Below are 14,849 nucleotides of genomic sequence, written 5' to 3' on the forward strand. Positions count from 1 at the left end.
GAACTTAATAACCTTATTGTTTCTTTTCTATGTTTTATAAATTCATCAGAATCTATATTTCTTCTTTTTGTAGTATTTCTATCTACTACTCTTAATTACTTTGAAATTTCCTATAAATATGCTATGAAAGTTTCTATTAATTCTTCATTATTCTTACTTATATTACTATCAAAATATAAGTCTAATATAGGAATATTTAAAAGTTCTTTGTATTTTTCCCTTAAGATTTTTAGTATTGTAGCAGTATTTTCATACATTGAACTTACAATTATAATTCCATCAACATTTTCAGCTGTAACAAGCTTAGCAAGCCTGTATCTTCCACTTCCACCCGCATATTGAGGCAGTTTATCTATTAAAACTTCATTTAGACTTTCACTATTTCTATTAAAGGGTGACCTTATCTCTAAGCTTAAGTTAACCTTCTCAATAATTGTTTTAGCTTCATTTAATATCCTAATTAAAGGTTTATTAACCTTATTTCTCTTATTACAAAAATCACTAAACAACATGTATAGCTCTTCACTTAAAGGCTGCTTTATAACTTCATAATCATTTTGCAAACTTTTTATCATATTGCTGTTTAAGTAATCTTTATTTACTACAATAGCTTCTCCTATTATCAATAATTTTTTTAATCCTTCTTTTTTAGATATATAGTTTCTTATATTTTTTAAAGTTTTATCAAAATATTCATTTGATATTTCATTATTTTTTATTGTTTCTATTAAATCCTTTAAACATAGTTCTCTCTTATTCTCAGAGCTTAAATTGATTAAGTCTCCAATTACCAATGCTTTAAAGAATTCTAAGCCAAAATCCTTATTTCCTAAATAATCTTCAATAAATGGAGCTTCAAGTTTTAAATTTTTGCCACATTCTAAAGCTTTATATTGTATTAGCTTTCCATACTGACCAAAGGTTTCACTTCCTTCAGTTGTTGGAAAATACAAAGTATATTCTTTTTCATCATTCTTAATCTTATTTGTAACTTCTGCAAGCATACCAGTTAACGAAAAATATTCCTTCCCTCTTGAAAAATTCTTTCCTAATTCAATTGTTTTTTCACTTACTGGTTCTAATATCGTTACCTTCTTATTTTTTCTTTCTAAGAAAGCTTTTAGAATATTACTGAATGGATACATATATGGAATTAATATTTCCTCTTCAAAATCTATTTTATTTTTAGTCTGCCTTTTATTCTGAGCTTTTATTATATTTTCAGCTTCTAAACTATCGTTATTTTCACAATTTTTGAGAGAATTTATAAATGCCTCAACCCTTGTAATTACTCCAACTTTTGACGAATGCTCATCTACTTCTATATGCAAGTAAGGTTTATTCTCCATTTCCTTTTTAAAGTAATGCATTAATATTGTATCTGGTCCACAGCCATGATTTGTAATATATATAGGATATAAGTTTTTGTGATTTTTTATAATTTTTGCACCCATTATTATATGTTGTCCAAATGGCCAATACATATTTGAATATTCTTCACCAATATTCATTTCTGAAGCTTCAAGGTGAGATAAATGAAGTACTCTATATCCTCTTTTTATCAATTCCTTTTCAATTCCCATATTTAATGCTGGATCAACTATATTGTAGACTCTGCTTACTATTACAAATACTTTTTCATCTTTGTCTATATCTTTTAAAACCTTATTTCCTATAGCTTCCATCTTTTTCTCATAATTCATGAATTTCTTCATTCCAGACATTACTGCTGCTGTTGTTTCTATTTTATTTTTTCCAAGGACTTTTCCTATTCCTAATAAAGTCTTAATCATATATTGTTTTCCAAAATTAAAAGATAGTACTGGTGATATTAATTTAATATTTCTTGCTTCTAAATTAAAGACACTTTCAATTATCTTAGGTGAAGTTTGTATATACACACATGCATAATCTTCTCTAACCTTTGACCCCGCATGCTTCATGGTGTATAAGTGCGGAAGGAATATGTAATCAACCTTTCTTTCTAAAAGCCAAGCCACATGCCCATTTATCAATTTAACTGGGAAACAAGTTTCTTCAAAAGAGTATTCCTGACTAAGCGCAATTATATCTTCATTAGTTGCATCTGAAATCAGTACATTATAGCCTAATTTTTTAAATATCTCATTGAACATTGGAAACATTTTGTTAAGAAATAATACTCTTGGTATTCCTATTGTTTTTTTAGTTAGCTCTTTATTATTAACATATCCATCTAAGAAATATTTTTCATTTTCATCTAAATAACTTATGAATTCTGCTTGCTTATTAATTTTATCTTTATTTCTCATACTTTCTTTTGTTAAAACAGCTGTTCCTAAAGCACCTGTTACACTGAAGAATTCTGGTACCATTATCTCTTTTTTAAGTAATGCTCTAAATGCATTTACAACCGCTTGATTATGAGCTATCCCACCTTGAAGAAATATTTTATTTCCAATTGGTCTAGCTCCAACAACTCTGTTTAAATAATTTTTTACTATAGAATAAGCAAGACCAGCTGAAATATTTTCAATACTTTCTCCTTCGCCAATTGCTTTCCCTATATTACCTTCAATAAAAACAGTGCACCTATCTCCTAGATTACAAGGATCATCACCCTTCAACGCTATCTTTCCAAATTCCTCAAGACTTATTCCAAGCTTTTTTATTTGTTCTTCTATAAAGGCCCCAGTTCCTGCAGCACATATTTTATTCATTTCAAAATCTTTTACTAACTTATTTTCTATACATATGTATTTTGAATCCTGCCCACCAATTTCAAAAATTGTATCAACATCACTGCATACATTTACTGCACCTTCAGCCTGTGCTGTAATTTCATTTACAATTAAATCTGCATTTATTAATTTTCCAATATACTCTCTTCCAGAACCTGTAGTTCCTATTCCTTTAAACTTGAATTCCTTACCTAATCTTTCTTTTAATTTTTCAAGATACTCATAAACAACCTCTTTAGGTTTTCCATTTGTTTTTGTATAAATATAATCAATAACATTTTTATCTTCATCAATTACAACAAAATTAATGCTTGTTGAACCAATATCAACCCCTAGATATCCTTCTTTAGTATTTGTACTTATACAGTTATGTTTATCTAAGCTATCATCCATACCAAATTTATTTAATTGTTCATATACATTGTTTTTAGGCTTTTCTATAATTGCTTCCCCTAGACTTTCAAGCTTATTAACGTCTATTATTAATCCTTTTTCTTCAGCTATTTTACATGCACCAAAGCATGTAAGTAATTCAAAATTCTCATTAATTACTATATCTTCTTCCTTCAGCTTTAATATATCCTTTAATGCCTTTACCACACCTTTGTTATTTATTACGCCACCAGAAAGCATCACAGGTTTTTTAAGCTCATTTTTCTGCAATACATTTGCTTTATAATTTCTAACTAATGCATAACATAAACCTTGCAATATGTCTTCTATTTTCACTCCATCCTGCATATGGTGTATCATATCAGTTTTTGAAAAAACACTGCATCTTCCTGCTATTCTTGGAACTTCTGTGGCTTTATCTATGTATGCAGATATATCTTTTATGTCAATGCTCAACCTTAAAGCTTGTTCTTCAAGAAAGGAACCTGTACCTGCTGCGCAGCTTGTATTCATAAAAAATTTCATATTGTTATGTTCTATATCTGTAATATATTTCGTTTCCTGAGCTCCAAGTTCAATAATAGCTTTTACGCTCTTATTTTTTAATAAAGTTCCTTCAATAAGAGAAATACTATTATTGATATGGTATTCTTTACTTAAATTTATTCTTGACGCTAAGCTTCCTGTTATTCCTATTTTTATACTTTTTTCTTTATTTGAAGCCTTAATTTTTTCTAGTAATTCCTTGTAATATTTAGTTATATTTCCTTTGTGAAATATATAGTCACTTTCAATTAAATTATTTTTACTATCTAAGTAAACATATTTAAATGTTGAATAACCGATATCTATTCCTAATTTATTCACAATACTCCCCCTTTATTGAAAATGATTTTCATTTACTTCTTAAGGATATTATATTATACTTTAATCATAAAATATGTCTTATATAAGACACTTTAAGGAGAAATTTATGAAGAATTTAATTTTAGAATTAGAAAAAGCTGATCTTTTTACTAATAAGACAAAAGAGGAATTGCAAAATTTAATTACTAAAATAGAATATAAATTTATTAATGCAGCTAAGAATGAATATGTATTTAATTCCTTAACTTCAACAAAATTTATAGGCATTGTTTTATCTGGAAAAGTTAATGTTGAGAGAATTTTACCTTATGGTAAATTAATACTTATGTATACAAAAAAAAGTGGTGACATGTTTGGTGAGGTTGCTGTTTTTTCAGAAGCTAACCATTATCCATGTAATGTTGTCGCTAAAGAGGATAGTTCAATTCTCCTTATTTCAAAGGATGAATTTTTTAAATTGCTGACTTTAGATAATATTATCCTAGAAAATTTCTTAAAAATTATATCTAACAAGGCTTTTCAATTAAATTCAAGAGTTGAAGCCCTTTCATTTGTATCAACAAAACAAAAAGTCGCCTTTTCATTGCTTAATGATTTTCATATTGAAAAAAATTTACTTATAAAACTTCCTTTTAGCAAAAAAATGTGGGCAGACAATTTAAATGTTTCTAGGGCCTCCTTATATAAAGCTTTAGAGGAATTATGTGCAGACTCAATAATCTCTATGGACAAAACTAACTTAATTGAAATTATCGATTCTCAAAAATTAGAAGATATTGTTTTAAATTAAATGAATTATGCTGTTACTTTACATGAAAAATTCCCTCAAACTAAGTATATATTGCAATTATAAATGTTCCTTACTCAAGGATCGATTATCATTGAAGGTTGATTTCATTTGGAAATCCTTAAGTTTAGAACAATTCTTTTTGCAACATATATAGTTTGAGGGAATAAACTCAGTATTAATGTATCTTTCCAATTATCCATTCATATTTTATTAATGTTGTTTTTAACAGACAAATTAAAATAAACTTATAAAACACAAGTATCCAATTTCTAAAATCGGATCTTCAAATCCATCTCTCAAAAATTCAGTAACTGCTTCTGAATTATTGCCGATAATTCTAGAAAGAGTTACTATATAATCTTTTATATCTTGAATTTCTATTTCCTTATTATTATTTATACAATATTTCAAAAATACAGCATACCTAACCATTAGATATTCTAATATAATAAGTTCAAAAGAAATTATAAGTTCTTCAATATCATCGCTTATGCAACTGCTTATAATATCAGAAACTATCCAATTTTCAGCAAACTCACTATGTTGTTCGAATAAAATTTTATATTCCTGCCACTTAACTGAAAGATTTCCAACCTTCACAGCTTCCGCAAAATCAGAGATATCTTTTAATAGAAATTCAAAACTAGAAACTTCCTTATAATTCTTTGTAATATCTAATAATAGATAATTAATTTCTTCAACTGACTCATTTATATCTGAATCTATTTCCTTGCACTTACCTATAACTTCTTGTAAATACTTACTATCCTCATATTTTTCTAATTCCTCTTCTAAGCCCTCTTCACTAAGTTCTTCATCTTCCAATATATCTAATAACATTTGAAAACAAACCAGCAGCTTTTCTTCTAACAAAAAATCGTCCTGCTGAACAATATTAACCAAAGTATCTCTAACTTTAAGTTCTAATAAATTATTTTTTGTAGCTTTCTTATTATCTGAGAATATATTTATCTTCCCAGATAAGCCACTTATAATTTCAACTACTTCTGGACAAGCACAAGATAATGAAAGTTCTCTTCTATCTTCAAATTTATTTTCTACCCTTGGAAATGTATGACATATCGATGATATATACTCTTCTCCATGTTTTTTTACTATTTCACATAATCCTTTCATATCTAAAAATGGACACGTTTCATGATTTTCCTTAGCTATAGAATAACTAACACTATCTCCTGACTTTTCCACTTTTATATTCTTTAATATTTCACTGCATTTGCCTTTTTCCCATTTGTTATAAGTATCACCATCTACGCTTACGTCCCATCCCTCACAACAGGTGAATTTACATTTATCTGCTGTACACTTAAACTTATCATAATTTGTAGTTTTTAAAATATCTATCGTTTTATCCATAAAATAACTCCAATTTTCTATAATATATATCTTCCAATTATCAATGTTCAATTATCAATTATCAGTTAATGATGAAAGCTCCAAGGAGAAAGTTCGTGTAACCAAATGTAAAATTTGGACACTTACTTTTTGGACACTTACTTTTCTTTCAGTATTTCTTGAATTGAAATGTACAATCTTAATCAGAACTTGTATATCAATTTTAACATTAATTATAATTAAATTCTTCTTCTATTTTCGTACACAAAAAATTTCACTGGATACTTATATTTCAGTGAAATTTTTTAAATAACATTATTTTATTTTTATTTCCATACCTCTTTTGAAATCTCTTGTATAAGTCTTAATTTCTCCCATTGTTCTTCTTCTGTAAGCTTGTTTCCTTCCTCTGTAGACGCAAATCCACATTGAGGACTAAGAGCTAAACGTTCTAAAGGAATATATTTTTCTGCTTCATGAATTCGCTCAATTATATTCTTCTTATCTTCTAATGTTGAGGACTTAGTAGTAATTAGTCCCAATACAACTTTCTTATCTTCACTTACATATTGGAGAGGTTTGAAATCTCCAGAGCGTTCATCATCAAATTCTAAATAAAAGGCATTCACATTTTCATTTGCAAAAAGATCCTTTGCTACACGATCATAGCCACCTTGGCAAGCCCATGTAGAATGGAAATTCCCTCTGCATATATGAGTGTTAATAACCAAGTCCTCTGGTTTATCTTCTATAGCAAGATTATTAATTCTTATTAGTTTTTCAATAATTTGTTGTAATCCTTCTTCATCAGTTCCCAAAATAAAACAAGCATTTGGATCAACACATACGCCCCAGGTACAATCGTCAAATTGAATATTTCTACAGCCTGCTTCATATAACTCTTGTATCACTTTTTTGTAGCCTTTAGCTATATCTTGAATCAATTCTTCCTCATTTTGATATATTGATTTTGTTCTTTCTAAATTGTCTGGTATAATCATTTGAAAGAAAAATTGTGCTGGTGCAGGTATTGTCTGACGTGCAACTGTATTTTCATCCTCAAATTGTTTTACAAATTTAAAGTGTTCAACAAAAGGATGATTATCAATAGATACTTTTCCTACCAAAAATGTATCATCGATTAATGCTGGCTCTCCATGAAATGGAATTCCTTTCTTTGTCTTTTCATGCCCAACATCATTAAATGCCCACATAAAATCAAGATGCCATGAACTTCTTCTAAATTCACCGTCTGTTATAACTTGAAGCCCAACTGCTTTTTGCTTTGCAATTAAATCAGTAATTGCTTCATCTTCAATTTTTTTCAACTCATCTGCATTAATTTTTCCTTTTGCAAACTCTTCTCTTGCATGTTTTAAATGTTCTGGTCTTAAAAAACTTCCTACAATATCATATTTAAAAGGTGCATTATCTTTCATCTTCTTCCTCTCCTATCACTCTTATTATTTATCTAAATCCTTTATTATTGTCTAGTATAAACTACTTTTACTTTCTTTAAAAATACAAAAAAATGTGTATTAGTTATAGCTTTTAACTATATCCAACACACATTCTATCTAAATCATTATAACAAATCCTTTATTCTAAACATATTCTAATACATGCTTTTTTAATGCAGCCATATAAGCCTCCCCATATCTGCTAAGTGGCATCTTCCTTTGCCTAATTACTCCTATTCGCATATATTCCTCTACCATAAGAGGTCTTGCTATGATATTTTCTCCATTCAACTCTTTGCTGATTACACCTGTACTTACCGTATAACCATTTAATCCAACTGCAAGATTAAATAAGGTTGCTCTGTCTCTAACTTTAATATTTTTATTACGATCAAGGGTACTTAAGATTTCCTCAGAAAAATAAAATGAATTATAATCCCCCTGCTCAAAAGAGAGATATGGATAATCCTCAAGTTCCTCCAATGTAATTTCTTTTCTTTCAGCTAGTGGATGTTTAGAACTAATAAATACATGAGGTTTTGCTTCAAAAAGTTCTTCAAACTCTAAATCGTTTTGTTTAATAAACTTCATAATCACTTCTTCATTTTTAGATGAAGTATATAAAATTCCTATTTCACTTTTCATTCTACTTACATCTTCAATGATCTCATATGTCTGAGTTTCTCTTAAAGTAAAATCATATTGATTCCCACCAAATTCACGAATTACATCTACAAAAGCATTTACTGCAAAAGAATAGTGCTGAGTAGAAACCGAAAATCTCGGGCTTTGTTCCTTTGCATTCAAAAACTTTTCTTCCAATAAATTAGCTTGTTCAAGTACTTGCCTTGCATATGCAAGAAATTCATTTCCTATATTTGAAACTACAATTCCCTTGTTAGTTCTATTAAATATAGTAATATGCATTTCCTTTTCTAAATCTTTAATAGCATTAGTAATTGTAGGCTGAGAAATGAATAATTCCTTAGCTGCATCACTAATTGTTCCTTTGTCTGCAACGGTTACTACATATTTTAATTGTTGTAAAGTCATTATTCCTTATCTCCTTGTCAACGTATCAACTATACTCTATCTTCAAATATTTTGTTTATTATATAAAATATTTTTCACTCTTATTATTTATTTTTATTAAAATTAAATAATAAGAGATATCCATTGCTAGTCATTCTATATATATTTAAATAATTTTTGATGTGCTGCATCACTATGTCATATATTTTTTTCTATAACATACTTATTATAATTTTATTGAATTACAATATATAAAACAATAGCTGAATCTTTTATTGTTCATTTTTCATCATAATTTACATTCCTCATAGTCAATATAAAACTAAAAGAGAAATAGTAGTATGGTCAAAGATTAAAATATTTACATTCCTCATAGTTAATATAAAACCAACAACTGGTGGAAGTAGTGGTGGTTCACATCATTCATTTACATTCCTCATAGTTAATATAAAACTTAGCCCACCCAATTTCTCTAAACATATAATAATTTATTTACATTCCTCATAGTTAATATAAAACAAAGGAGAAATAAATTTAACTGATGTAATAAATATAATTTACATTCCTCATAGTTAATATAAAACTCCGAAATATCCAAAGCACAAAAAGAAGGCAGAACAGATTTACATTCCTCATAGTTAATATAAAACAATTTACACTAGAAGGGGCTACAAAGGAGCCAGTAAAATTTACATTCCTCATAGTTAATATAAAACGTTTCTTAATTTGCTTTTTCCTCCCATTCTAGTAATATTTACATTCCTCATAGTTAATATAAAACATGGAAAAATAATTATTGAAACTAGTCTTGATACCAAATTTACATTCCTCATAGTTAATATAAAACATAAATATCACTTGTAAATCTATCTATTGTACCTTTATTTACATTCCTCATAGTTAATATAAAACGCAAGAAGCAATGTCGGGCATGATGGTATTAATGCAATTTACATTCCTCATAGTTAATATAAAACTTCACATTTTTGAGTATACAACAACAAAATATATGCCATTTACATTCCTCATAGTTAATATAAAACTTGTACAAAAATATCATCAATGATAATGTTATAATCAATTTACATTCCTCATAGTTAATATAAAACTAGTAATAATATTTTCTTTAGAAGCTATAACAAAGTTATTTACATTCCTCATAGTTAATATAAAACGTATAAAGAAACTTTTTGTATGTTGCCACGTAAGCATTTACATTCCTCATAGTTAATATAAAACCTTCAATCGATAAGGATAAGCTTTCTTTTGAGGAAAAATTTACATTCCTCATAGTTAATATAAAACCAAATTTATCATTTGAAGCTAAAATGGCTAATATGGTATTTACATTCCTCATAGTTAATATAAAACTTACTTTTGATATATCAGTATTTTTAAATTCATAAAGATTTACATTCCTCATAGTTAATATAAAACAAAACACAAGATTGTAACGTGGATGGCAACATTCCACATTTACATTCCTCATAGTTAATATAAAACAGATTTCAGAATTTTAATATTAAATGGTGATTGCGTATTTACATTCCTCATAGTTAATATAAAACTTAAAATAATAATTCATTTATTGAGATAGGAGAATGATTTACATTCCTCATAGTTAATATAAAACGTGATATCTTTTATTATTCTTAAGCAACCATTTAATATTTACATTCCTCATAGTTAATATAAAACAAATTGAACTGATTCATTATTGAATAGATGATCTAAATTTACATTCCTCATAGTTAATATAAAACCAATTAATGTTAAACTTTCATCATCTAAACTCATTGATTTACATTCCTCATAGTTAATATAAAACCTATGCAACAACGCGTCATAAGTGATTTAGAAGCATTATTTACATTCCTCATAGTTAATATAAAACTCATAATATTCACGTATAGTCTTATCAACCATCTTAATTTACATTCCTCATAGTTAATATAAAACTTAGACTATTGGCTTTGGGATAAATACGATAATAATAATTTACATTCTGTTTAAATGTAGTTGCATTTATCTTATTGAAAGCTGATAAATACGATAATAATAATTTACATTCCTCATAGTTAATATAAAACCTATGGTTGGTGTTGTAGCTACAAGCGGTGGAGCTAATTTACATTCCTCATAGTTAATATAAAACCCTTTACTAGTAAATCTACTCTAACTTTTATCCTATATTTACATTCCTCATAGTTAATATAAAACTAGAACATTATGACGTTTATAACATGGAATATATTGAATTTACATTCCTCATAGTTAATATAAAACTTTGGAAATCTGATAGTTTTAGACAATATTAAAAGGATTTACATTCCTCATAGTTAATATAAAACATTGACAAAATTTATAAATCTGTTAAATTATATATGATTTACATTCCTCATAGTTAATATAAAACAAAATTTATATAGAACATAAAGGGAATATTACTCCAATTTACATTCCTCATAGTTAATATAAAACGCATTAAGAAATTTTTTTATAATATTAGCCATTCTATCATTTACATTCCTCATAGTTAATATAAAACGTGATGCGATTGACTTCATTATGAAATATAAAAATTTATTTACATTCCTCATAGTTAATATAAAACAAACTGAACTGATTCATTATTAAACATATGGTCCAGATTTACATTCCTCATAGTTAATATAAAACTATTCTTTCTCTTTTATTCATGTGTATATCTCCTTTATTTACATTCCTCATAGTTAATATAAAACTGATTATAATTCTTTCAATTCTTTAATTTCTTCAATATTTACATTCCTCATAGTTAATATAAAACGTTCTAAAAGTTATTGGAACTGGCACACTCCAATCTTTATTTACATTCCTCATAGTTAATATAAAACATGGAATTCAAAGAACATACAACTATGTAAAAAACGAATTTACATTCCTCATAGTTAATATAAAACTAACATTATCCTTAATGTACTCTATCATTATTTCTTTATTTACATTCCTCATAGTTAATATAAAACATGATGTGTTAATATCTACAATAACAAATGTAAACCAATTTACATTCCTCATAGTTAATATAAAACTTATACATTTATTGCAAGAAAAAAGCAATAAAAATAATTTACATTCCTCATAGTTAATATAAAACAATGTGGAAAGCTTCAAAATTCAGAAATTATGATTAGATTTACATTCCTCATAGTTAATATAAAACTTGATTAGTGACCATGTTAATGAAACAATTAATTTGAATTTACATTCCTCATAGTTAATATAAAACCTTAACAAAACAATTAATGTCTATGGCATTTGAAAAATTTACATTCCTCATAGTTAATATAAAACGAAGACAAGAAACTTGATGAACAAAAACAAATTCAAAATTTACATTCCTCATAGTTAATATAAAACCTTTATGAAATTGAAGAAAAGAAGAAAAGCAGCAAGATTTACATTCCTCATAGTTAATATAAAACTTTAAAGAAAAAAAGAGGCTGGAACGTGAAATTTGGATTTACATTCCTCATAGTTAATATAAAACTGAATATATAATTGATGGGGATGGTATCTTAGTTGTATTTACATTCCTCATAGTTAATATAAAACTTAGAGGTAATAAGTTAACTCTTATGAAATCTTATTTATTTACATTCCTCATAGTTAATATAAAACTTTAATAGATTCAAATGGAAGATTAAAATAATTAAAATTTACATTCCTCATAGTTAATATAAAACCTCTATAAGCATTGTAATAAGTTCCATATAAAGCAGATTTACATTCCTCATAGTTAATATAAAACTTAAAAATACAACAGATACATTATTTATTTTTAATAATTTACATTCCTCATAGTTAATATAAAACGTAACGCCAAAAAAGAACAATCAGAGAGTAGCCTATATTTACATTCCTCATAGTTAATATAAAACCTGAAATAGTTAACTGGTTTAAAAACATGAAGAAAAAATTTACATTCCTCATAGTTAATATAAAACTTGATGAACATAAAATTGATATGAATAATATCCATGATTTACATTCCTCATAGTTAATATAAAACCAAGTGATGCAGGAAAGTTTTACATGAAAATACCAAATTTACATTCCTCATAGTTAATATAAAACGAAGAAAGTGAGGTTGATTGCAATGGCATTAGGTAAAATTTACATTCCTCATAGTTAATATAAAACCTTTAGGCGGTAAATTAAGAACTTGTCTCCATTCATTATTTACATTCCTCATAGTTAATATAAAACCCTAAAAAAAGTATACCATAACTCTAGTAAATTAGCCATTTATCGCTGATAAATTTGATTTAATTTTTATATTCTTGCGGTAAACCTTTAGTATGGAAATAGTGTTTATAGATATTATTACTCTAAAGCTAGAATTTATGCTGATTTAAAACATCTTTTACCCAAAATTGATTTACTGCAACTACAAAAATAGCTCATCATAATTCTTTTGCTGTCCTATTACTTCTTTCTTTATATTGTGAATATTTTTAACCATATAAATATAGAGTGAATCTTCATCTCTTTCTATAAATTTATTAACATCAGCTAGACATTTATGTAATTTTCCTTCTGTTATTTCTCCTTCAAATACTGAGTTTTGAGTCCAAGTTAAGTATTTTTTTAAACATTTCCGCACTCTATTTACCCGCTTTTCTCCAACATCATATGTTAATATTATAAACATCTTACCACCACGCCTTTAATGGCTTATATTCTTCATTTTCAATTGCCATTTTTATTATTTTATAACATTCTAATTTAATAAGATTCCTATACGATACATTTCTATGAAGACTCCTATGTTTTACTGTTGTTGATAATTTATTTTCAAGTTCTCTAATGAACTTCTTTTTCCCATTTTCATTTAATAAGCAGACTTCATTTTCAATTTGAAAATCATCTTTTTTAATCATACCCTTATTTATCATTGTAAAAATAATACTATCTACTATAAGCGGTTTAAATATTTCTGCTATATCTAAGCTTAGAGAAAAACGTTTTGTTGATGGTTCATGAAGATAGCTAATGGTTGGATCTAACTGAGTTTTATAAATTTCTCCAAGTACTGTTGTATACATCAAACTATTTCCAAAAGAAATAAGTGCATTTATAGGGTCTGTTGGTGGTCTTTTTTCTCTCTTTTCCATATAAAAATCTTCTTTAATAAAAGTATTGAATGCTTCATAATAGGCTTTTCTAGCTCTACCTTCTGCTCCCATTACTTCTTGAATTGTATTTGAATTATTCATTACTTGTCTTTCTTTTTCTATTTTATCAATATATTCTTGTGTAGTTATCTTATGTCTTCTTAAATTTCTAAGCATATGATGATTAGCCGAATCAATAAATGCTTTTGCTAATTTCAATCTAAGTGAAAATTCTAAATACATTCTTGATTGATTAACTAATACTAATCCAGATACATTCTTTTTCTTAGAATAATAAGTTCCACTATAGAAACCATAATAATTATAAATATTAATTAAAATACTATATTTTGAAATATGATTCAAGAATTTTGTATTTAAATCTACTTCCCCAAATAAATGAAGTCTTTCTACTTCTTCTACAGGAATTGCTTTTTTATTTTCTTCCGAATCTACAAAATAAATAGTATTTTCTTTCCTCTTGATTCTTCCATTACTAAAAATATAATAATCTCGTCCCATAGCCCTACTCTTCCTCCTTTACAAAACAATATTCATAATATGCACACTTACTGCAATGAGGATATGCTTCTACTTTTGGTGGATATTTTTCTTGCAAAAGTTCACTTATTCCTATCAATGCTTCTTCTACTAAAGCTTCATTTTCTTTTGTTAATATCACTTCTTCAACTTTCTTTTCCTTTACATAATTTAAAGTTCCCTTTCGTTCTATACCAAGCCGCTTTAAATAATATAAATAGTATAATAATTGCATTTCATCAGCATGTCTCATTCTGCTAGTTATCTTAACTTCTCTTACATAATTATCATCAATAATATCCAAACGTATTAAATTATCTATTAAAAGTTCTTTTGTCTTAGCTTTTTTATATGATTCCTTATGAACTACTGTGCCTTGCATTACTCTATCATTGGCAGATTCCATAGAAATTCCTTTATCAAAAAGCCACAATTTCCGTTTGCAGATAAAATAGTAATCAACTTTTAAACCACTAACCTTTAGATTTTCAAAATCAATATTCAACATATCACCTTCTAAAATAAAATATTG

Annotated in this window: 8 protein-coding genes and 2 CRISPR repeat arrays; of the genes, 1 reads left to right on the forward strand and 7 read right to left on the reverse strand. The window is 26.9% G+C overall.

Features of this window, described 5'->3' with window-relative positions:
* Window positions 1-110 precede the first annotated feature (110 nt).
* Window positions 111-3,980 carry an acyl-CoA dehydratase activase gene (locus CSPA_RS23345; RefSeq protein ID WP_015394866.1) on the reverse strand — a complete coding sequence of 1,290 codons (3,870 nt, stop codon included), beginning with the start codon at window positions 3,978-3,980 and terminating at the stop codon, window positions 111-113.
* Between the two features lie 106 nt (window positions 3,981-4,086).
* Here CSPA_RS23345 and CSPA_RS23350 point away from each other — a divergent pair, with 106 nt between their 5' ends.
* Entirely contained in the window at window positions 4,087-4,770 is a 684-nt protein-coding gene (locus tag CSPA_RS23350) for a Crp/Fnr family transcriptional regulator (protein ID WP_015394867.1), read from the forward strand.
* A gap of 234 nt (window positions 4,771-5,004) precedes the next feature.
* Here CSPA_RS23350 and fliB read toward each other — a convergent pair whose 3' ends face one another.
* The 6 genes from fliB to cas4 form a co-directional block, all read right to left on the reverse strand.
* On the reverse strand, window positions 5,005-6,147 hold the full coding sequence (fliB, locus tag CSPA_RS23355) for a flagellin lysine-N-methylase (protein WP_015394868.1): 1,143 nt from the start codon (window positions 6,145-6,147) through the stop codon (window positions 5,005-5,007).
* A gap of 305 nt (window positions 6,148-6,452) precedes the next feature.
* Window positions 6,453-7,565, reverse strand: a complete 1,113-nt coding sequence (locus tag CSPA_RS23360; RefSeq protein WP_015394869.1) for a 5-methyltetrahydropteroyltriglutamate--homocysteine S-methyltransferase — start codon at window positions 7,563-7,565, stop codon at window positions 6,453-6,455.
* A 165-nt stretch (window positions 7,566-7,730) separates the two neighbouring features.
* On the reverse strand, window positions 7,731-8,639 hold the full coding sequence (locus tag CSPA_RS23365; protein ID WP_015394870.1) for a LysR family transcriptional regulator: 909 nt from the start codon (window positions 8,637-8,639) through the stop codon (window positions 7,731-7,733).
* 273 nt (window positions 8,640-8,912) lie between these two features.
* Window positions 8,913-10,578: direct repeats of the CRISPR family, unit length 29 nt; unit sequence ATTTACATTCCTCATAGTTAATATAAAAC.
* 101 nt (window positions 10,579-10,679) lie between these two features.
* A CRISPR array of direct repeats spans window positions 10,680-12,869; the repeat unit is 29 nt; unit sequence ATTTACATTCCTCATAGTTAATATAAAAC.
* Between the two features lie 181 nt (window positions 12,870-13,050).
* Entirely contained in the window at window positions 13,051-13,314 is a 264-nt protein-coding gene (gene cas2, locus CSPA_RS23370; RefSeq protein WP_015394871.1) for a CRISPR-associated endonuclease Cas2, read from the reverse strand.
* Window position 13,315: 1 nt separating this feature from the next.
* Window positions 13,316-14,299, reverse strand: coding sequence for a type I-B CRISPR-associated endonuclease Cas1b (gene cas1b, locus CSPA_RS23375; protein WP_015394872.1), 984 nt, complete (start codon window positions 14,297-14,299; stop codon window positions 13,316-13,318).
* A gap of 4 nt (window positions 14,300-14,303) precedes the next feature.
* Window positions 14,304-14,822, reverse strand: a complete 519-nt coding sequence (gene cas4 / locus CSPA_RS23380) for a CRISPR-associated protein Cas4 (protein ID WP_015394873.1) — start codon at window positions 14,820-14,822, stop codon at window positions 14,304-14,306.
* Window positions 14,823-14,849: the final 27 nt, after the last annotated feature.

This window comes from Clostridium saccharoperbutylacetonicum N1-4(HMT) (assembly GCF_000340885.1).
In the GTDB taxonomy this organism is placed as follows: domain Bacteria; phylum Bacillota; class Clostridia; order Clostridiales; family Clostridiaceae; genus Clostridium; species Clostridium saccharoperbutylacetonicum.